We start from the raw sequence: 17,448 nt of genomic DNA, 5'->3' as shown, positions 1-17,448 counted from the left end.
CGTGCCGGGCGCACGGTGGGCTCGGCTAGCGTGCCGGGCATGAGCCGCGCCGCCGACCGGCTGGAACTGGTCGCCGATCCGGTCCGCCGGACCGGGCGGACACTGCTGTCCGCCGGAGTCGAGCAGTCGTACGTGGATGTCGAGGATCCCCGGCACCTGCACTTCGAGTACGTCCGGCGGATCGCCTCGGCCGTGGAGGTGGCGGCCCCGGCCGGCGCACCGTTGAACGTCCTGCACCTGGGCGGCGGCGCGTTGACGTTGCCCCGCTGGCTGGCCGCCACCCGGCCCGGCTCCCGGCAACAGGTCGTCGAGCGGGACGCGGCGGTGGTCGACCTGGTGGCCCGGGAGTTGCCGCCGCTGCCGCCGGAGGTGCGGGTGGAGGTCGCCGACGCCCGGGACGCCCTGACCGACGCTCCGGACGGCCGCTATGACCTGGTGATCGCCGACATCTACCGCGCGGCCCTGATGCCCCGGCACGTACGCACCGTCGAGTTCGCCGCCGAGGTGGCCCGCGCCCTGCGCCCGAACGGGTTGTACCTGGTCAACGTCACCGACCTGCCTCCGCTGGTCGGCACCCGGGTGCAGGTGGCGACCCTGCGGGCGGTCTTCGCCGACGTGTGCGTGGTCGGCGACCGGCGGATGTTGCGCGGCCGCAGGTACGGCAACCTGGTGCTGGCCGCGACCTCCCGCCCCGGCGGGCTGCCGGTGGCCCGGCTGGCGGTGGCCGCCCTGCGCGACCCGGTGCCCGGCGGGCTGCTGCACGCCGCCGCTCTGGACACGTTCGTCGCCGGCGCCCGCCCCGTCACCGACGCCGACGAGCGCTGAACACGTCCGGGCCTCGTCGCCGGTCCACGTCACGACGTACGTCTGCGCCGACCTTCCATCGCTGTCCCCAATGCCGGGTTTCCGACGGCAAGTGCGGGGAAGTCGCGGCGGATGAGCAACGCCGACGACCGGGCGACCGCCCGCCGGACCCTGATCGTGATCGGTCTGGTGCTGGCGACCGTACTCGCCCTCGGCTTCGTGTACGCGACCCGGCGGGTGCTGGTCTGGGCGGTGGTCGCCGCGTTCTTCGCCGTCGCGCTCAAACCCCTCGTCGACCGGCTGCACCGCCGCTTCGTCCGGCGTCGGGCGCTGGCCACCCTGCTGGTGTTCCTCACCGCGTTCGTGCTGCTGGCGATCCTGGCCGCGCTCATCCTGGTGCCGTTGTTCGGCGAGCTGGGCCGCTTCGCCGACCGGGCGCCCGAGCTGCTGCGGGAGGCCCGCGCCGGACAGGGCCCGGTGGGGCAGGCGCTGGAGCGCACCGGGGCACGCCGCTACGTCAGCGAGCACTCCGAGCAGCTGCGCGACCTTGGCGGTCGCCTGCGCCAACCCGCTGTCGGTGTGCTGCGCGGCGTCGTCGAGTCGGTCGCCGGGCTGGTCACGGTCATCGTGCTGGCGTACCTGATGGTGTTGGAGGCGCCGCGGATCACCAGCGGCCTGCTCGCGGCGGCCGGGGACGGTCAGGGCGAGCGGCTGCGCCGGGTGGGCCGGGAGGTGTCGCGTACGGTGACCGGCTATCTCACCGGGAATCTGCTGATCAGCGTGGTCTGCGGAGTGTTGACCTTCCTGGTGCTGACCCTCACCGGGGTGCCCTTCGCGGCGGTGATCGCCCTCCTGGTGGCGGTGGCCGACCTGATACCGCTGGTCGGGGCGACCCTCGGCGCGGTGATCGCGGCCGGCGCCGGTTTCCTGCACTCCCCCACCGCCGGGGTGGTGGTGCTGATCTTCTTCGTGATCTACCAGCAGCTGGAGAACCACCTGCTCCAGCCACTCATCCTGTCCCGCGCGGTCCGGCTGAACCCGTTGACGGTGCTGGTCAGTGTGCTGCTCGCGGCAGAGCTGGCCGGTCTGCTCGGCGCGTTGCTGGCCATCCCCGCCGCCGGCATCGCGCAGACCCTGCTGCGCGAGTACGGCCCGCGCCGGCTGCGGCCCGCCCCGCCCGCCGGTCCGGCCGCGCGGTCCGCGCGGCCGGCCGGCTCCACCGACTGACCATCCCGGGTACGGCCGACGCCGTCACCTGCCCGCTCAGCGGGACCGGGACGCCATCTCGGGCGACGTGCTCTCCAACGGCACCGCGTTGGCCGGCACCAACCCCAACTGGACCGCGGACCGGGTCAACGCGGCGTCCAACGCCCAGTCCGCGCTGACCCGCGTGCGGTTTCCCGGCATCGCCATCAGGTGGTACGCGCGGGTGACCGCCTTGGCCGGCAGACCGGCCAGGTTGACCTGCAACGGGTTCGCCGCCGCGTCCTTGCCCCCCAGGTCGACGACCCAGCCCAGGTCATGGTGCTTGTACGGCTTGCGGCGGCCGAACCCGTACGACGCGGCGATGTTGTGCGCCGCGCGCTTGCCCTGCCGCTGCGCGTGCTGGGCGGTCATCCCGCAGACCTTGCCCGGGTTGACCAGGTCGGGCACCGCGGCGGCGTCGCCGATGGCGTACACCTCGGGATAACCGGGGACGTTGAGGAACTCGTCGGTGACCAGGCGACCCCGGTCGGTTCGCAGGCCCAGTTCGTTGACGAACGGGTCGGGCCGCACCCCGACACACCACACCAGCGTGCAGGTCGGCACGTACTCGCCGTCGGTGAGCTTCACCCCGTCGCAGGTCGCCTCGGTCACCGAGGTGCCCATCCGCACGTCCACCCCACGCCGCTCGAGCACCTTGTGCGAGGTGTCCGACATCCGCTTGTCCAACTCCGGCAGCACCCGGGACGCCACGTCCAGCAGCATCCAGCGGGGCCGGACGGTGAGCCGGGGCCGCTGGGCGTGCAGCGCGTCGGTGAACAACTGCCCGTGCGCCGCGACCTCGGTGCCGGTGTATCCGGCCCCGACCACCACGAACGTGGAGCGGGCCTGCTGCTCGGCCGGGTCCTCGGCCTGCTCGGCCAGTTCGAGCTGCCGGATGATGTGGTCGTGCAGGTAGACGGCCTCGGGCAGGCCACGGAAACCGTGTGCGTACTCGGTCACCCCGGGGATGGGCAGCAGTTTGTTGACGCTGCCCACGGCGAGCACCAGCCGGTCGTACGCCAGCCGGTTCTTCTCCCCCTCGGCCTGGGTGAAGCCGACCCAGCGGTTCTGCAGGTCGACGTGGTCCGCCTCGCCGACCACCACCCGTACGCCCTTGAGCGTCCCGGTCAGCGGCACCGCGATCCGTCTCGGTTCGACCACCCCGGCCGCCACCTCGGGCAGCAGCGGCAGGTACAGGAAGTAGTCGGTGGAGTTCAGCACCACGATCTCGGCCCGGTCCCGGGCGATCCGGCTCAACGTCTTCGCCGCGTGGTAACCGGCGAACCCGGCCCCCACGATCACCACACGAGGTTTCGTCATTGCGGGCCGTTTCCCGTCGAAGCCCGCGACAAACGTCCGGTGTGCCAGTCGCGCTCGGCCGTCCTGGTCTCCAGCCGTGCTCAGCTCGGCTGGAGCCGGACGTGGCCGCTGCGACCGATCGCCTCGACCTCCCACTGTTGGCCGAACGCCCGGACCCGCTCGGCGGCGATCCGGCCCAGTTCCTCCGGGACGTCCGGATCGAGGACCAGCCGGCCCTCGACCGGATCGATGCCGAGCATCGCGCGGATCAGGGCCAGCGGCGTGCCCGCCGCCCACGCCTGCGGGCTGCACGCGGTTGGGTACGGCACGGCGAACAGCAGCCGCTCCCGGTCGAACCCGCTGAGCGCCTCCGGCAACCGGTAACCGAACTGCTCGGCGGCCTCGATCATCGCCAGGCTGATCCGGTTCGACTCGGCCCGGTAGCCGTACCGGGCCAGGCCGAGCGCGGCAATCGAGTTGTCGTGCGGCCAGACCGTGCCGAGGTGGTAGCCGAGGGCGTTGTAGGGCCGCTCCTCCCGGGACAGGGTGCGGATGCCCCAACCGGAGAACATGTCCGGTGACATGAGTTGTCGCACCACCGCGTCGGCCCGCTCCGGCGGCACGATCCCGCTCCATAGCAGGTGACCCATGTTCGAGGTCTTGGAGTCGACGCGGTTCTTGTCGCCGTCCAGGGCGACCGCGTAGTAGCCGCCCCGTTCCTCGATCCAGAAGTCCTGGTTGAACCTCTCGTACAGGGTGTTGGCCTGCTCGCGCAGCCGGTGCGCCGACGCGGGGTCGTCCAACGGACCGTCGAACAACTCAGCCAGCCGCAGCTTGGCGTCGTAGGTGTAGCCCTGCAGGTCGCTGGTGGCCAGCGGAAGCACGGGGATTCGGCCGTCGGCGAAGCACACCCCGTCCGGGGAGTCGCGCCAGCACTGGTTGCCCAGCCCCTCGGGCGAGCGGGTGGCGTACTCGACGTAGCCGTCGCCGTCCCGGTCGCCGTACTCGTCGATCCACCGCCACGCGGCCAGCGCGTTGTCGCGCAGTTGCCGGACGGTCTCGTCGTCGCCGGTCCACCGCCAGTACTCGGAGAGCAGGATCAGCCAGAGCTGGGTGGCGTCGGCGGTGCCGTAGTAGGGCCCGTACGGCTTCTGGCCGGAGCGGGTCAGCTCGCCGCTGCGTACCTCGTGCAGGATCTTGCCGGGCTCCTCGTCGGTGAAGTCGTCGCACGCTTCGCCCTGAAGCCGGGCCAGCGCGAGCAGCGCGCCCTTGGCCAGGGCGGGTCCGGCGACCAACGTCTGATAGGCGCTGATCAAGGTGTCCCGTCCGAAGACGGTGAGGAACCAGGGCAGTCCGGCACCGGGCAACATGATGCGCTGGCCCTTGACCTCCAGGTCAAGCCGCAGCGCCGACAGGTCGTCACGGGACTGGCGTAGGGTGCGCTCCAGCGACGTGCTGTCGCTGCGCAACACCGCGCGGTCCTCGGTCCACCGGCGCAGCGGATCGTCGGCGCGGCCATGGAAGACGTCGGCGATGTCACCCCGGACCGGCTCGACCACCCCCATGCCGTCCGGCAGCGGCACGCGCAGGTCCACCTTCCAAAACTCGCGCGGGCCCAGTTCCACCTCCCAGACCAGGTCGTCGCCCTCGATGCGGTCGGCCGGCGTCGCGCAGCACACCCGGGTCTGGGCGCAGAAGTCTCCACGCTGGTAGGAGAAGCACAGTTCGGAACCGTCGGCGGCATGGTCACGGCTGATTTCCGCGAAGCGGTCCCGGACCCTGGACTTGACCTCGAACAGGTCGGCGAAGTCGGCCTCGACGGCCAGCCGCAGCTCGAACCGGACCGGCTCCAACCGGAACGAGACCAGCTCCAGGCGCTCGTGCAGGCCGTCGCCGACGTAGCGCAGCCGCCGGATGGCCAGGCTGTTCGGCGGCAGCCCCGGCAGGTCGGGGTTGGTGAGCGTGTACTGCGCGGAGTAGTGCTCGATGGTCTCGGAGCGCAGCACCAGCAACTCGCTGCCGTTGATGGTCAGTGTCCAACCGCTGAGCAGCCGGGTGTCCAGGTGCACGAGCCCACCGATGCTGCCCGGCGGCACGTCCCCCTGGGCGTTGGAGTACAGGAAGGTGGGCCCGCTGAGCACCGCGAGAGAGTCGGGTCCCAGTTCCGGCGGGATCGCCCGCTGATCGCCACTGTCCGAATCGGCGATCAACAGGCCGGGAAAGGGGTTGGCAGGGGTCGCGCGAACGGCAGCCATGACACCCACCGTAGGAAGCAGAGTACGGAGCGTCATCACCCGGTCCGGGTGAAAGACCCGCGGCCGGGCCGACGAGTCAGGCGGGGGTTGGTGCGGTGATCGCCCAGCGCTCGTGGTCGCGCCAGGCCCCGTCGATGAACAGGTAGTCCGGGGAGAACCCCTCCAACCGGAAACCCAGCTTGCGGGCCACCCGCCGCGACGGCTCGTTGCCCGGTTGGATGTTCGCCTCCAGCCGGTGCAATCCGGCCGAGGTGAACGCGTGGTCGATCACCAGGGCGACGCCCGCCGAGGCGTGACCGGTCCCGCTGTAGGGCAGGAACGCCGCGTACCCGAGGAAGCCACCCCGCAGCGCACCCTGCACGATCCCGCTGATGTTCACGTAACCGGCGATCTCACCGCTGGCCCGGTCACAGATCAGGTAGCCGGCGCTGTCGCGGCGACGGATCCGGCGCAGATAGAGCTCGTACTCCTCCGGGCTGGCCGGCGCGGCCAACCAGGGATGGTGCAGGTCCCGACTGCGCACCGCGGCGGCGACGAACTCGTCCGAGTCGGTGGGCCGGGGTCGCCGGATCGCGGCGGGACCACCGGTACGCAGGTATCTCACGGCGAATCACTCTGACCGACGAGCACCGTCGGTGTCCAACCGGCTGCCGTGCGAGCGGGGCGTCGACCGGTCTAGCGGGACGTCCGCAGGCTGAACTCCTGACCATCGGGGTCCGCCAGCACCAGCCGGCCCGTCCCATCCTGGTCGGCGTCGGCCCGGGTCGCCCCGAGCGACAGCAGGCGGTCGGCCTCGACCTGCCAGGCGACGCCAACCGCCGGGGCGAGGTCGAAACGCACCCGGTCCCTGCCGCCGTTCGGCATGTACGGCGGACCACCCCAGGTGATCTTCGTGCCACCGTGCGGCGACTGGATGGCGGTCTCCTCGTCCTGGTCCCAGACCAGCGGCCAGCCCAGCGCCGCGCTCCAGAAGTAGCCGACCTTCTGCGAACCGTCGCAGGCCAGCGCACCGACGAAGCCGCAGCCGTCGAGGAAGTTGTTGCCCGGCCCGATGACGTCGAACTCGTTGCCCTCGGGATCGGCCAGCACCACGTGATCGATGTCCGGGCCCTGCCCGATGTCGGCGTGCCGCGCGCCCAGCTCCAACGCACGGGCCACCGTCTGCTGCTGGTCCTCCAGCGAACTGCTGGTCAGATCGAAGTGCATCCGGTTCTGGACGATTTTCGGCCGGTCAGACGGCACGAAGCGCACCCGGATCTCGGGGTCTGCCCCGGGCAGGACCAGGACGCCGTCGCGCGGATCCTCCACCATGTCCCGACCGAGAAGCCCGGACCAGAACCGACCGAGGCGTACGGGCTGGGCTGCGTCATAGGTGATGGCGAACAGGTGAGCCGTCATCGCGCTGGTCATCTCCGATCCGACCGGATGCTGAGCGTTCCTTCGGGGCGCAAGCCTAGGGACGGGTCGGACCGTTCGCACCCGAGTATTCGACCGGCCGCCCTCGGCACGCGAAGGCCTGTGATCAACTGGCCTGATGAACCGAACGACCACGACCGCTTCCGCCGTCGTCGAGGAGCGGCTGTCCCGGGAGCGGAACGTCTGGCTCTGCACGCTGCGGCGCGACGGGTCCCCGCACCTCACGCCGGTCTGGTTCGTCTACCTCTCCGCGACGTTCTGGGTCGGCTGTGAGAACCGCAGCGTGAAGGCCCGCAATGTGGCGAACGACTCCCGGGTGTCCCTGGCTCTGGAGGGCGGCGACGCGCCAGTGGTAGCGGAGGGCGCAGCCCACGTGCACCGGGGCGACTTTCCGGCTCCCGTCGTCGAGGCGTTCGCCCGCAAGTACGACGGCTGGGACGTCGGCCGGCAGGTCGGCCCGGACGGCGAGCGGGCGCTGCTGGAGATCCCCGTCCGGCGGTGGCTGCTCGCGGGCACCGCTCAGTGAGTCGTCGATGAGACAATCGGCCGGTGGGAAACGAGCTGGGGGCGGCCCTGGCGGGCGTACGGGACGCGTCCGCCGGGTATCCGCGCCGCGCGGTGCTCGACGGCTGCCCGCACTGCGACGGCTGCACCCGGCCATCCGGCCTCAGCCGGGCTGAGCGTTGCGTCAGAGCGGGCCGGGGAAGGTCTGTTCCATCGGCATCGGCACCTGGAGGAAGGTGGTGCCCCGCATGTCCAGCCAGGCCCGGTCCGGCCCGCGCACCAGGCGCACCATCACCTCCTCGCAGGAGGGGCAGCGGGCGACGAGGCCCGGGGCGTTCGAGTAGACGTGCAGGCTGGCCATCGAACCGGTCGTCCCGCAGTTCTCACAGCGACCCATCGCGCTGCTCAGGTCGACGGTGAACAGCTCACGCATCGGGCCGTCGAGCATGTTGCCGTCCAGGTACGACATCTCGGTCATCGAATCTCCTCGACACTGCGTGGGTGAGCGGGTGGTCAGCCGGTGGGGCCGAACCGTTCGGTCTTGACCCGACGCGACGGGTGACCCAGCCCGACCAGCAGGTCGGCCACGGTCTCCACGAACGCGGTCGGGCCGCAGACGTAGGTGAGTGGTTCCAGGTCCGGTGGCCACCCGTGCGTGTTGACGTCGGCCAGCCCGATCCGGTGCGGCTCGCCGCGCCAGCCCTCGGGAGCCTCCCGGGTGTAGACGTACGCGACGTCGAGGCCGAAGTCGTCGCGGACCCGGCGGCGCAGCTCGTCGGCGTAGATCACGTCACCCGGGGTGCGCACCGAGTAGATCAGCCGGAACGGCGCCTTGCTGCCCACCGCCCGCCGTGCCCGGATCATCGCCATCAGCGGCACGACGCCGGAGCCGCCGGCGACCAGTTGCACCGGCGCGGTCTCCTCGGGTCGCCAGATGAACCAGCCGCCGAGCGGTCCGCGGACCTCGATCGGGTCGCCGTCGCCAAAGACATCAATGAGGTACGGCGACACCTCGCCGTCGTGCACCCGCTGCACTGTCACCTCGATGCGCGGCCCTCCCGGCCCGTCCACGGCCGGCCCGGCGATCGAGTACGACCGTGCCGCCTGGTAACCGTCCGGAGCGGTGAGCCGCAGGTCGACGTGCTGCCCCGGCAGGTGCCCCGGCCAGTCCGGCACCTCCAGCACCAGGGTCTGCGCGGATGGCGTCTCCACCCGGCGCTCCACCAGCCGGCCAACCTGCCAACGGTTGGGGGTCCGGCGCTGCGTGCTCGTCGCCACCGCGCGCTCAGTCACCCTGGTACCGCTGTTCGCGCCACGGGTCGCCGTAGTCGTGGTACCCGGCGGTCTCCCAGAACCCTGGCTCGTCCATCGTCTTGAGTCGGAGGCCGCGCACCCACTTGGCGGACTTCCAGAAGTACAGGTGCGGCACCAGCAGTCGCGCCGGCCCGCCGTGCTCAGCGGGCAGCGGGGCGCCGTCGAAGGTGTGCACCACCCAGGCCTGGCCGCCGCGCAGGTCGTCGAGCGGCAGGTTGGTGGTGTACCCGCCGTAGGAGTGCGCCAGCGCGAAGTGCGCCCCCGTGTCGACGTCGGCGAGCAGCGTGTCCAGTGAGACGCCCTGCCAGTTGGTGCCGAGCTTGGACCAGCGGGTGACGCAGTGGATGTCGACCGTCGGCGTCTCCTGCGGCAGGGCCATCAGCTCCTGCCACGACCACCGGTGGTCGCTGCCGTTCTCGGCGGAGATGACGAACTCCCAGGTGTCCAGTGACACCCGGGGCGTCGGGCCGGCCGAGAGCACCGGAAAGTCCTCGGTCAGATACTGACCGGGTGGCAGGGCCGGCTCCTGTGTTCGGGGCCGACCCTGAAAGCCCGGTGACACGATTCCCATTGCACAGTCGTACCACCCGCGCCGGTGGGGGCGGGAGCTTTCCCGCGTACCCCGTCGTCTGCCGGCGCGGCGCGGTCAGTGCCGCTCCGCGACGACCTTGCGGTCCTCGGGCAGGTCGCCACCCCGGGTGGCGCGCAGGCTGGTCAGCGTGACCACCACCAGCACACCGATGATCACGCCGAGCGAGGCCAGGGTGGGGATCTGCGGCACGCTGTCCCAGATGCCGTGCGCCCAGTGCAGACCCAGCTTGAGGCCGATGAACGCCAGGATGATGGCCAGACCGTAGCTGAGGTGGACCAACCGGCTCAGCGCCGCGTGCAGGACGAAGTAGAGCGCCCGCAGACCGAGCAGGGCGAACGCGTTGGTGGCGAACACCAGGTACGGGTCCTCGGTGATGCCGTAGACGGCCGGCACCGAGTCGACAGCGAAGACGATGTCGGTGGCCAGGACCGCGACCACCACCAGGGCGAACGGCGTGAGTGCGCGCTTCGCGCCCTGCCGGACGGTCATCCTGGTGCCGTGGTAGTCGTCGACCACCGGCATGACCTTGCGCAGCAGCTTCACCGAACGCATCTTGTTGATGTCGACTTCCTGCTGATGCCCGGACAGGGCGTCGCGCAGGAGCTTCACCGCGGTGGCGATCAGGATGATCGCGAAGAGCAGGAAGGCGAAGTCGAGGGTCTGCAACGCCGCCGCGCCGAGGGCGATGAAGACGGCCCGCAGCACCAGCGCACCGGCGATGCCGTAGAGCAGCACCCGCTGGGCGAGCACCGCCGGCACCGCGAACGCCGCCAGCAGCAACATGAAGACGAAGAGGTTGTCGACCGAGAGCGACTTCTCCACCAGGTAACCGGTCAGGTATTCGACGCCCTGCTGGGAGCCGAAGCGGGCCCAGATCCAGGCGCCGAACGCCAGCGGCAGCGCTATGTAGAACGCCGACCAGCCGATGGCCTCCCGCATGGACACCTCGTGCGGGCGACGGGTGACCAGGAAGTCCAGCACCAGTAGCAGGATGACCCCGATGATGGTGACCGCCCACAGCGTGGGCGTACCCACCGACGACAGGTCACTGGCGGCGGACAAATACGACACTTGATTCATGTGGGGTCTCCTCGAACACCGTCATGTTCGAGGTCTCCTTCACCCACCACCTGGTGGGCAACCACCCGAGGCACGCCCGGCGCGCCGTACTGACCGGAATGGTTCGTGGGAAGTACTCCCCTCGCACGACAAGGTTAGGCCAGGCGGAATCGCGACGCCAAGCGGGACATTGATGGTTGCCCTGGTAAACCGCTGTGCGTGCCCGGTACGAGCGCTGTCAACCGCGGCGCAGCGTCGCCCCCGGGGCCATCGCCTGCTCGACCAGGCCCCGATAATCACGCGGCAGTTGCGTCGCCACGTCGTCGAACTCGCCGCCGGTGATCGCCTCCCGCAGGGTGGTGAAGACCGCCCGACTGGCGTCCCGTGCGGCTGGCTCGTCCACCCCGGCCCGCAGAGCGACCCGGGCAACGAACTCGGCCGCCCCGAACCGGTCCGCCTGCTCGGTGCTCGGGCTCGGCTTGAGCACCAACTGCAACGGCTGCGGAAGCTGAGCCGCCAGGTCCAGATTCTCACCGCCGGTCAACCGCTCGGCGAACGTCTCCAACACGGCCCGGGTCAGCTCGACCGCCCGCTCGGACGACGTCGCGGTGCGCTGGGAAACCTGGTCGATGAAGGTGTCGTAGTTCATCGCGTACCCCCTTGGCTCGCGTCGGCGCCTGCGGGTACCCGCAGGCGCCGAGGAGAAACGGCACCGGGTTTCCCGCGCCGGGCGGGCGTGACCGGCCGGCGGGCGGGTAACCGCCGCCGGTCGTCACCACACCGATGCCCGAGGGAGCCCACGCCATGGCGAGCTACGCCGACGTCCTGCAGTACCTGTCGAGCCTGGACTACCCGGCCGAGAAGGACGACGTGGTCCGCGAGGCCGAGCGGGAAGGCGCCCCGCCGGACGTGCTGAAGGCGCTACGCGCCCTGCCGCCGGTCGACTACGCCAACGGGACCGAGGTGGCCCGCTCGGCCGGGATCGAGGCGGCGCCCGAGGTCGGCCCCTCCCAGCGGGCCGAGCAGGCCCGGGACAAGAAGCACAACCGGGTCTCGCAGCACCTGCGCGGCATCTGACCCGGCGGTGACGCCCACCACCGCGACCCGGGAGCGTCCCGAATGACCCAGACCGGCCCCGACCGGCCAGCGGACGTGCGTTTCCCGGCTGCGAAGCAGCTTGCCGTCGTGGCGGTGGTCGGCGTCGTCGCCGGCTGCGTCTTCGCGCTGTTGCTTCCCCTGCCGCTCGCCGCGCTGGCCGGCTGGGACGTGGGCGCGCTGAGCTGGCTCGTGCTGGTCTGGCACAAACTCTGGCCGATGGACGCCCTGCGGACCGCCCAACTGGCCGTCCACGAGGATCCGAACCGGGCGATCCGGGACGCCCTGCTGCTCGTCGCCTGCCTGGTCAGCCTGCTGGCCGTCGGGTTGGTCGTGGCCAGCGCGCAGAGCGCACCCCCCGGGACGGCCCGGGAGCTGCACAGTGGCCTGGGCGTGCTCAGCGTGGTGCTCTCCTGGTTCGTGGTCCACACCCTGTTCGCAGCCCGGTACGCCCGGATCTACTACACCGGCCCGGACGGCGGGGTGAACTTCAACCAGTCCGAGCCGCCGTGCTACTCCGACTTCGCGTACGTCGCGTTCACCATCGGGACGACGTTCCAGATCTCCGACACCAACCTGACCAGCAACGAGATGCGTCGTACGGTGCTGCGCCACTCGATGGTGTCGTACCTGTTCGGCGCGTTCATCATCGCCGTGACAGTGAACCTGCTGGCGGGTCTGGCGGGATGACAGCTGGTGGCGCTCCGGGCCGCGCAGTCCCCCGGGAGCGACACGGGGCGGGGCCGACCGAAGGGCCGGGACAGGCGGGCGCCCCTGGTCACGAACCGCGACCCAGGGCGCCACGCAAGCCTGCCCAGGCGGTGAACCGCATCCGAACCGGTCGCGGTCACCAGGCGGTGGAGGCTCGCCCGAACCGAGCGGCCAGCACTGCCGGGTCCAACCATACGGCAGACCATCCTCCGTTTGGTCAGAATTCGGGGAAGTGTGGGCCAGGGCACGTCACGGCCGACCGGTCACCTCGGCGTACCGATGCTCCAGGTCGACCCGGGCCAACGCCCCCACCAGCCAGGCCAACTGCTCGGACTCGCCAGTGGCCAGACCAGCCAGATCGTCCGCCGACCTGCCCAGCCCGAGCCGACGCGCGGCGGCCAGCGCCCGCCGGTCGGCGACCGGTGCCACCTCCCGCCACAACGCCTGCGCCTCACGAAGAAACAGGACGACGACCTGATCGTCCACGCCCGGAAGCTCGGTCAGCAGCTTTCGCTCCCGGACCGGGTCGTGGCGCGCCACCGCCCGCAGCCGACGCAGATCACCCCGGTACCGCTCGATCACCGTCCGAGCCAGGTCACCCAGCACGGCGGCCAGCGCGTCCACGTCCGCGCGCTGGCCGCTGGCGCGCAGCACCCGGACCCGGTCCTCGTGCAGGGAACGCGCCAGCCGGGCCGCGCTGTCCCACCCCTCGTCGCGCAACGCCCGCGCCCCGTCCAACGCCCGCCGGAAGTCACCACGGCGGGCCAGCAGCACCGACAGGTACAGCACCTGGAACAGGCTCGCCGGGTTGTTCGTCACCCGGAACCCGTACTGCTCGGCGAAGCCCCGCCCGCTGCCGGCGAGCCGGCGCGCCAGACGTTTACGGTCCTCCACCGGAGTGATCAAACTAGTCGCCATCCCAGCGCCTACCCACGCCACCCAGCGCCACACCCAGCCCGACCCAGCCCAACCCAGCCCGACGATCTTGCAGTTTCTGTCGTGACAAAAGCCCACGAAACTCATATTCCGGGGACCGAAAGTGCAAGATCGACGAGGTGCGGGGGCGTCAGCCGTGCAGGCCGCCGCTGCGGTCGCGGGCCTTCAGGCGGGTGGTGGGAAAGGCGGGTGCCGGCAGCGGCGGTGCCGAGTCGTCGGCGACCACGCCGAAGCGCCCGTCACCGGCCATCCAGTCCTCCCGGGCGGCGGCGATCTCCTCGTGGGACCGACCCACGAAGTTCCACCACATGACCAACGGCTCCTCGAACGGCGCACCGCCCAGCAGCAACAACCGGGCCCCGGCCCCACCCCGCACTGTCAGCTCCCGGCGGCCCGAGCCCAGATACAGCAGCGCCCCCGGCTCGAACCCGACCCCGGCGGCCTCCGCGGACCCGGACATCGCCAGTACGGCGTACTCGAAATCGGGCCGCAACGCCATCGTCGCCGGCGCCTCACCGCTCAACTCCAGCTGCACCCCCACCAACGGGGTGTGCACCACCGCCGGTGACCGCTCCCCGGCGAACTCGCCGACCAGCACTGTGCCGTCCAGATCGCCGTCGCGCCAGCGTGGCAGGTCGGCGTGGTGCGCGAAGTCGGCCGCTCCGGCCCGCGCCGGGTCCGGCAGGGCCACCCAGAGCTGCACACCGTGCATCACCGGCGGATGGGTGGCCGGCGAGCGCTCCGAGTGGGCGATACCGTTCCCGGAGGTCATCACATTCAGTTGGCCGGGCACGATCGGTTGCACGTTGCCGAGGCTGTCCCGGTGCAGAATCTCGCCGTCGAGCAGCCAGGTCACCGTCTGCAGCCCGGTGTGCGGGTGCGGCGGCACCTCCATGCCGGGCCGCTGCGCCACATCGTCCGGGCCGAAATGATCCACGAAACACCACGCGCCGACCATCCGGCGCTCGCGCTGCGGAAGCAGCCGCCGCACCGTGGTGTACCGGCCCAACGGCACGTCGTGGCCGGGCAACAACACACTGCCGGGATCGACGTCGGCCACGCCGGGCGGTCGGGTCTGCGCCAGCATCGATTCAGTACGCTCCACCGCCCGACTGTACGCGCACGCCCGTTCCCGGCAGCGACGCTTCCCGCCAGCGGGGGCGGTGTTCACCAGCCCGTGGTTGTCGGCGTGCGCCGATGGACCACCGTCGCGATGCCGACGGAAACGCCGCTGGCCGGCACCCGGGTTGCGGGTGCCGGCCAGCGGTCGATGCGGTCGTGCTGCGTGCCGTGACGCGGGTCAGCTGTTCCAGTACTGGCCGACCAGGTCGGCGGCCTGCTGTTCCCACTGGGCGTAGGCGTCCGGGTAGGCCGACACCTGCACCGTCTGCGCCGCGTCGGTCAACGGCATGTCCTGCCACCCGTCAACCTGCTTCAGACCCTTCAAGAAGGCGGTGGTGGAGTACTCGGGGTCGGTGATCTGCTCCGGCGTACCCCAACCACTGGACGGGCGCTGCTGGAACAGGCCCAGCGAGTCGTGGTCGTTCCTATCGCCCAGGTGGCCGAGGTTTTCCAGCTTGGACTCCTGCAGGCTCGTCGCGATCGAGATGACCGCGGCCCGCTCCGGCAGACCGGCCTTCTTCGTCGCGGCGATGATCGCCTTCACGTTGGCGGTCTGCTCATCGTTGAGGGCGATCCGGGACTGCTCGCCCTGGGTGCCGTGCGGGATCAGCTTGCTGGCGTCGGGCTTGTCGGCCTGCACCGCGACCGCGACGGGCTTGCCGTCGACAGGATTGGCCACGTGGGCGACGGGGCCGGCGAAGACACCACCGGCGAACGCGAGACCCGCAACGGACAGAACGCTCTTACGCATGATCGAGTTCATGGGGGTAGCTCCTTCGGGGGTAGGAACACCCACACCACCGAAAAGGGGGAACGGTGGTGGTGGGTGTGAGCACCTCGTCCGGCGCTGCACTAACAAGGAGGAAAGTCTGAGGGGTGACGCCCTGCCGGGGCGTCGGAGTCGGCGGCCTGGCGAGCGGGGGCTCGTGGCGCCGGGACCCTGTGTAGCGACCGGGGGGCCGGGGTCATTCCGACCTGCGCGACCAGCCCTCAGGGTCGGGGGCCGGGCCGGTGGTGCTGCGATCGTCTGAGTGTGTAACGACCCCGGCCCGGCCATGATTCCGGCCCACGAGTGCAACCGGCCACACCCAAAATAGGGACACAACGCCCACACGGCACCAGGCCTGCGGGGCCGATCGCCGGCCACCCCGACGATCCACTCGGGCTCATGGAAGTCGGGGCATCCCGGACGTCAGGGCGCTTATTGACCCGTCAGGCGGGAGCGTACCTTTGTGGCGCAGGCGTCCAGAGCCGTCTGCGCGTCCAGCCCGAGGCTTTCGATGGCCACCAGCGCGGTGAAGGCGACGTCGGCCAACTCCGCCGCGACGTCCTCGCGGGTGTGGGTGACACCCTTGCGCGGATTCTGCCCGAGCACACCGATCCAGGCAGCCGAAGCCTCCCCCGCTTCCTCGGTGAGCTTGAGGATGCGGCAGGTCAGTTCGGTCTGCCCGGTGCCGTTCGCCGCGTCCAGCCAGCCGCGTGACACGCGGGCCGCCTCCCAGATCGACTCGTCCACGACGACCAGTCAACCCGATCGGCCCACCGGTTTGAACGACCGGGTAGGCCTGGATCGTCGTGTTGACCGGCGGATCAGCGAACCCATTGACACTGGTCGACGCCAGTTCTAGGTTCAGGACGCTACCGACCGGTAGGCAACCGTCCCGCTGGTCGCCCCCGGGCGACAACCGCCTTGATGGGGAGCATCAATGCTGTCCACACCCGTTCGTCACCTCCGCCGTCTGCTCGCCGCCGCAGCGACGCTGACCCTCGCGGTCGGATTGGCCGGTGCGGCGCCGGCCAGCGCCACCGGCCGCGACGCGAGGGGCGGCGAGCCGCTGCCGGGCTACACCATCGAGAATCCGCCGTTGGCGCCGCTGGTGGTGGGCGGCAGGCCGACGACGGTACGCCAGGGCGTGCACCGCCACGCCGGGTACATCATCGAGGTCCCCGCCCGGTGGAACGGCGACCTGCTGTTGTGGGCGCACGGCTACCGGGGCCAGGGCACTGTTCTCTCGCCGGAACCGCCGGCCTTCGGGCTGCGCCAGCGCCTGCTGGAGCAGGGGTACGCGTGGGCGTCGTCCTCGTACGACCGGAACGGCTTCGACATCCGCTCCGGGGTGCTGGGGACGAAGGATCTCGCCGACCACTTCGGGCGGACGGTCCGCCGACCGCAGCACACCTACGTCGCCGGGGTGTCGATGGGTGGGTACGTCATCGGTCGTTCTGTGGAGCAGTACCCCGGCTTCTACGACGGCGCGTTGCCGATGTGCGGTGTGCTCGGTGATCAGACGCTGCTCGACTTCTACCTGGACTACAACCTGGTCGCGCAGGCACTGTCCGGGGTGCCGGCGCATCCCACGCCGGCTGACTATCTGACCGACGCGGTGCCCCGCATCCAGGTGGCGCTCGGCCTGGCCGGGCTGACCCCCACAGGGCCGGACACCACGACGGACCGGGGCAAGCAGCTGCGGGCGATCACGGTGAACCGTTCCGGCGGGCCGCGTCCGGGTGCCGACGCGGCGTTCGCGGTCTGGAAGGACTTCCTCTTCTCGATCAGCGTGCCCACCGGGAGCGGCAACTCTCCCGCCCAGCGGCCGGGCCAGCTGTCCACCAACCTGCTCACCCGCTACACCCCGAACAGCCCGGTGAACGTCAACGCGACGGTGCAGCGGGTCGCCCCGGAGAACCTGCGGCAGCGACTTCTGCCGACGCTGACCGAGGTGCCGCGCATCGCCGGCCGCCCGACCGCGCCGGTGCTCAGCCTGCACGGTCTCGGTGACCTGTTCGTACCGTTCAGCATGGAGCAGGCGTACGCCACCGACGTGGCGCGCAACGGTCGCGGCAGGCTGGTGGTTCAGCGCGCCATCCGGGCGACGCAGCACTGCGAGTTCACCCCGGCGGAGGCCGGTGCCGCCTGGGACGACCTGGTGTCCTGGGTACGCACCGGCAAGCGCCCGGCCGGGGACACCGTGACCGACCCGGCGGTGGTGGCCCGACCCGACTACGGCTGCCGGTTCAGCGACCGGGACGCGTACGCGGCCGGGGTGGGCACCCGCCGCCTCTACCCGGCCTGCTGAGTTCCTCCCAGAGACACAG

General features: G+C 71.0%; 19 protein-coding genes. 6 read left to right on the top strand and 13 right to left on the bottom strand.

What is annotated here, in order from left to right:
* Positions 1–39 precede the first annotated feature (39 nt).
* Entirely contained in the window at positions 40–825 is a 786-nt protein-coding gene (locus AB0877_RS21960) for a fused MFS/spermidine synthase (protein ID WP_366611065.1), read from the top strand.
* 111 nt (positions 826–936) lie between these two features.
* A complete protein-coding gene (locus tag AB0877_RS21955; protein WP_366611063.1) occupies positions 937–2,031 on the top strand; it encodes an AI-2E family transporter in 1,095 nt (364 codons plus the stop codon).
* Between the two features lie 36 nt (positions 2,032–2,067).
* Here AB0877_RS21955 and AB0877_RS21950 read toward each other — a convergent pair whose 3' ends face one another.
* The 4 genes from AB0877_RS21950 to AB0877_RS21935 form a co-directional block, all read right to left on the bottom strand.
* Entirely contained in the window at positions 2,068–3,369 is a 1,302-nt protein-coding gene (locus AB0877_RS21950; protein ID WP_366611062.1) for an NAD(P)/FAD-dependent oxidoreductase, read from the bottom strand.
* 80 nt (positions 3,370–3,449) lie between these two features.
* The gene (locus AB0877_RS21945; protein ID WP_366611061.1) at positions 3,450–5,603 is read right to left on the bottom strand and encodes a glycogen debranching N-terminal domain-containing protein; all 2,154 of its coding nucleotides are present in this window, start codon (positions 5,601–5,603) and stop codon (positions 3,450–3,452) included.
* Positions 5,604–5,679: 76 nt separating this feature from the next.
* Positions 5,680–6,207, bottom strand: coding sequence for a GNAT family protein (locus tag AB0877_RS21940; protein WP_366611060.1), 528 nt, complete (start codon positions 6,205–6,207; stop codon positions 5,680–5,682).
* A gap of 71 nt (positions 6,208–6,278) precedes the next feature.
* The gene (locus AB0877_RS21935; RefSeq protein ID WP_366611059.1) at positions 6,279–7,013 is read right to left on the bottom strand and encodes a VOC family protein; all 735 of its coding nucleotides are present in this window, start codon (positions 7,011–7,013) and stop codon (positions 6,279–6,281) included.
* Between the two features lie 124 nt (positions 7,014–7,137).
* On the opposite strand from AB0877_RS21935, the gene AB0877_RS21930 reads away from it, so the two are divergent.
* Positions 7,138–7,545, top strand: coding sequence for a pyridoxamine 5'-phosphate oxidase family protein (locus AB0877_RS21930; protein WP_366611058.1), 408 nt, complete (start codon positions 7,138–7,140; stop codon positions 7,543–7,545).
* A gap of 162 nt (positions 7,546–7,707) precedes the next feature.
* On the opposite strand, the gene AB0877_RS21925 is transcribed toward AB0877_RS21930, so the two are convergent.
* The 5 genes from AB0877_RS21925 to AB0877_RS21905 form a co-directional block, all read right to left on the bottom strand.
* Positions 7,708–8,001 carry a DUF6510 family protein gene (locus AB0877_RS21925; protein WP_355009041.1) on the bottom strand — a complete coding sequence of 98 codons (294 nt, stop codon included), beginning with the start codon at positions 7,999–8,001 and terminating at the stop codon, positions 7,708–7,710.
* A gap of 35 nt (positions 8,002–8,036) precedes the next feature.
* Positions 8,037–8,801 (bottom strand): ferredoxin reductase, encoded by a 765-nt coding sequence (locus tag AB0877_RS21920; protein WP_366611314.1) that lies wholly within the window; start codon positions 8,799–8,801, stop codon positions 8,037–8,039.
* A 7-nt stretch (positions 8,802–8,808) separates the two neighbouring features.
* The gene (locus AB0877_RS21915; protein WP_350863230.1) at positions 8,809–9,408 is read right to left on the bottom strand and encodes a sulfite oxidase-like oxidoreductase; all 600 of its coding nucleotides are present in this window, start codon (positions 9,406–9,408) and stop codon (positions 8,809–8,811) included.
* 75 nt (positions 9,409–9,483) lie between these two features.
* The gene (locus AB0877_RS21910) at positions 9,484–10,509 is read right to left on the bottom strand and encodes a TerC/Alx family metal homeostasis membrane protein (protein WP_366611056.1); all 1,026 of its coding nucleotides are present in this window, start codon (positions 10,507–10,509) and stop codon (positions 9,484–9,486) included.
* Between the two features lie 217 nt (positions 10,510–10,726).
* The gene (locus AB0877_RS21905) at positions 10,727–11,137 is read right to left on the bottom strand and encodes a DUF2267 domain-containing protein (RefSeq protein WP_179778796.1); all 411 of its coding nucleotides are present in this window, start codon (positions 11,135–11,137) and stop codon (positions 10,727–10,729) included.
* A gap of 155 nt (positions 11,138–11,292) precedes the next feature.
* On the opposite strand from AB0877_RS21905, the gene AB0877_RS21900 reads away from it, so the two are divergent.
* Both AB0877_RS21900 and AB0877_RS21895 read left to right on the top strand, forming a co-directional pair.
* Positions 11,293–11,565, top strand: coding sequence for a DUF2795 domain-containing protein (locus AB0877_RS21900; protein WP_357648058.1), 273 nt, complete (start codon positions 11,293–11,295; stop codon positions 11,563–11,565).
* Positions 11,566–11,607: 42 nt separating this feature from the next.
* Positions 11,608–12,273, top strand: a complete 666-nt coding sequence (locus AB0877_RS21895) for a DUF1345 domain-containing protein (RefSeq protein WP_366611054.1) — start codon at positions 11,608–11,610, stop codon at positions 12,271–12,273.
* Between the two features lie 270 nt (positions 12,274–12,543).
* On the opposite strand, the gene AB0877_RS21890 is transcribed toward AB0877_RS21895, so the two are convergent.
* The 4 genes from AB0877_RS21890 to AB0877_RS21875 form a co-directional block, all read right to left on the bottom strand.
* The gene (locus tag AB0877_RS21890; RefSeq protein WP_366611053.1) at positions 12,544–13,212 is read right to left on the bottom strand and encodes a hypothetical protein; all 669 of its coding nucleotides are present in this window, start codon (positions 13,210–13,212) and stop codon (positions 12,544–12,546) included.
* A gap of 148 nt (positions 13,213–13,360) precedes the next feature.
* Positions 13,361–14,335 carry a pirin family protein gene (locus tag AB0877_RS21885; protein ID WP_366611051.1) on the bottom strand — a complete coding sequence of 325 codons (975 nt, stop codon included), beginning with the start codon at positions 14,333–14,335 and terminating at the stop codon, positions 13,361–13,363.
* 195 nt (positions 14,336–14,530) lie between these two features.
* Positions 14,531–15,115, bottom strand: coding sequence for a hypothetical protein (locus tag AB0877_RS21880; RefSeq protein ID WP_366611050.1), 585 nt, complete (start codon positions 15,113–15,115; stop codon positions 14,531–14,533).
* A gap of 438 nt (positions 15,116–15,553) precedes the next feature.
* Entirely contained in the window at positions 15,554–15,868 is a 315-nt protein-coding gene (locus AB0877_RS21875) for a MazG-like family protein (RefSeq protein ID WP_366611048.1), read from the bottom strand.
* Positions 15,869–16,058: 190 nt separating this feature from the next.
* Here AB0877_RS21875 and AB0877_RS21870 point away from each other — a divergent pair, with 190 nt between their 5' ends.
* Positions 16,059–17,429, top strand: a complete 1,371-nt coding sequence (locus AB0877_RS21870; RefSeq protein ID WP_366611047.1) for a hypothetical protein — start codon at positions 16,059–16,061, stop codon at positions 17,427–17,429.
* The last annotated feature ends 19 nt before the right edge of the window (positions 17,430–17,448 follow it).

The sequence above is a fragment of the Micromonospora sp. NPDC047644 genome, from assembly GCF_040704315.1.
Taxonomy (GTDB): Bacteria; Actinomycetota; Actinomycetes; order Mycobacteriales; family Micromonosporaceae; genus Micromonospora.
The sequence above is the reverse complement of the archived record's forward strand: the minus strand, read 5'-3'. Positions and strand labels throughout refer to the sequence as shown.

Coding starts and splice junctions, on each gene's coding strand:
- AB0877_RS21895 (WP_366611054.1), top strand. CDS start 11,608: ATGACCCAGACCGGCCCCGACCGGCCAGCGGACGTGCGTTTCCCGGCT.
- AB0877_RS21915 (WP_350863230.1), bottom strand. CDS start 9,408: ATGGGAATCGTGTCACCGGGCTTTCAGGGTCGGCCCCGAACACAGGAG.
- AB0877_RS21945 (WP_366611061.1), bottom strand. CDS start 5,603: ATGGCTGCCGTTCGCGCGACCCCTGCCAACCCCTTTCCCGGCCTGTTG.
- AB0877_RS21960 (WP_366611065.1), top strand. CDS start 40: ATGAGCCGCGCCGCCGACCGGCTGGAACTGGTCGCCGATCCGGTCCGC.
- AB0877_RS21910 (WP_366611056.1), bottom strand. CDS start 10,509: ATGAATCAAGTGTCGTATTTGTCCGCCGCCAGTGACCTGTCGTCGGTG.
- AB0877_RS21900 (WP_357648058.1), top strand. CDS start 11,293: ATGGCGAGCTACGCCGACGTCCTGCAGTACCTGTCGAGCCTGGACTAC.
- AB0877_RS21870 (WP_366611047.1), top strand. CDS start 16,059: ATGCTGTCCACACCCGTTCGTCACCTCCGCCGTCTGCTCGCCGCCGCA.
- AB0877_RS21925 (WP_355009041.1), bottom strand. CDS start 8,001: ATGACCGAGATGTCGTACCTGGACGGCAACATGCTCGACGGCCCGATG.
- AB0877_RS21880 (WP_366611050.1), bottom strand. CDS start 15,115: ATGAACTCGATCATGCGTAAGAGCGTTCTGTCCGTTGCGGGTCTCGCG.
- AB0877_RS21905 (WP_179778796.1), bottom strand. CDS start 11,137: ATGAACTACGACACCTTCATCGACCAGGTTTCCCAGCGCACCGCGACG.
- AB0877_RS21950 (WP_366611062.1), bottom strand. CDS start 3,369: ATGACGAAACCTCGTGTGGTGATCGTGGGGGCCGGGTTCGCCGGTTAC.
- AB0877_RS21930 (WP_366611058.1), top strand. CDS start 7,138: ATGAACCGAACGACCACGACCGCTTCCGCCGTCGTCGAGGAGCGGCTG.
- AB0877_RS21890 (WP_366611053.1), bottom strand. CDS start 13,212: ATGGCGACTAGTTTGATCACTCCGGTGGAGGACCGTAAACGTCTGGCG.
- AB0877_RS21955 (WP_366611063.1), top strand. CDS start 937: ATGAGCAACGCCGACGACCGGGCGACCGCCCGCCGGACCCTGATCGTG.
- AB0877_RS21935 (WP_366611059.1), bottom strand. CDS start 7,013: ATGACCAGCGCGATGACGGCTCACCTGTTCGCCATCACCTATGACGCA.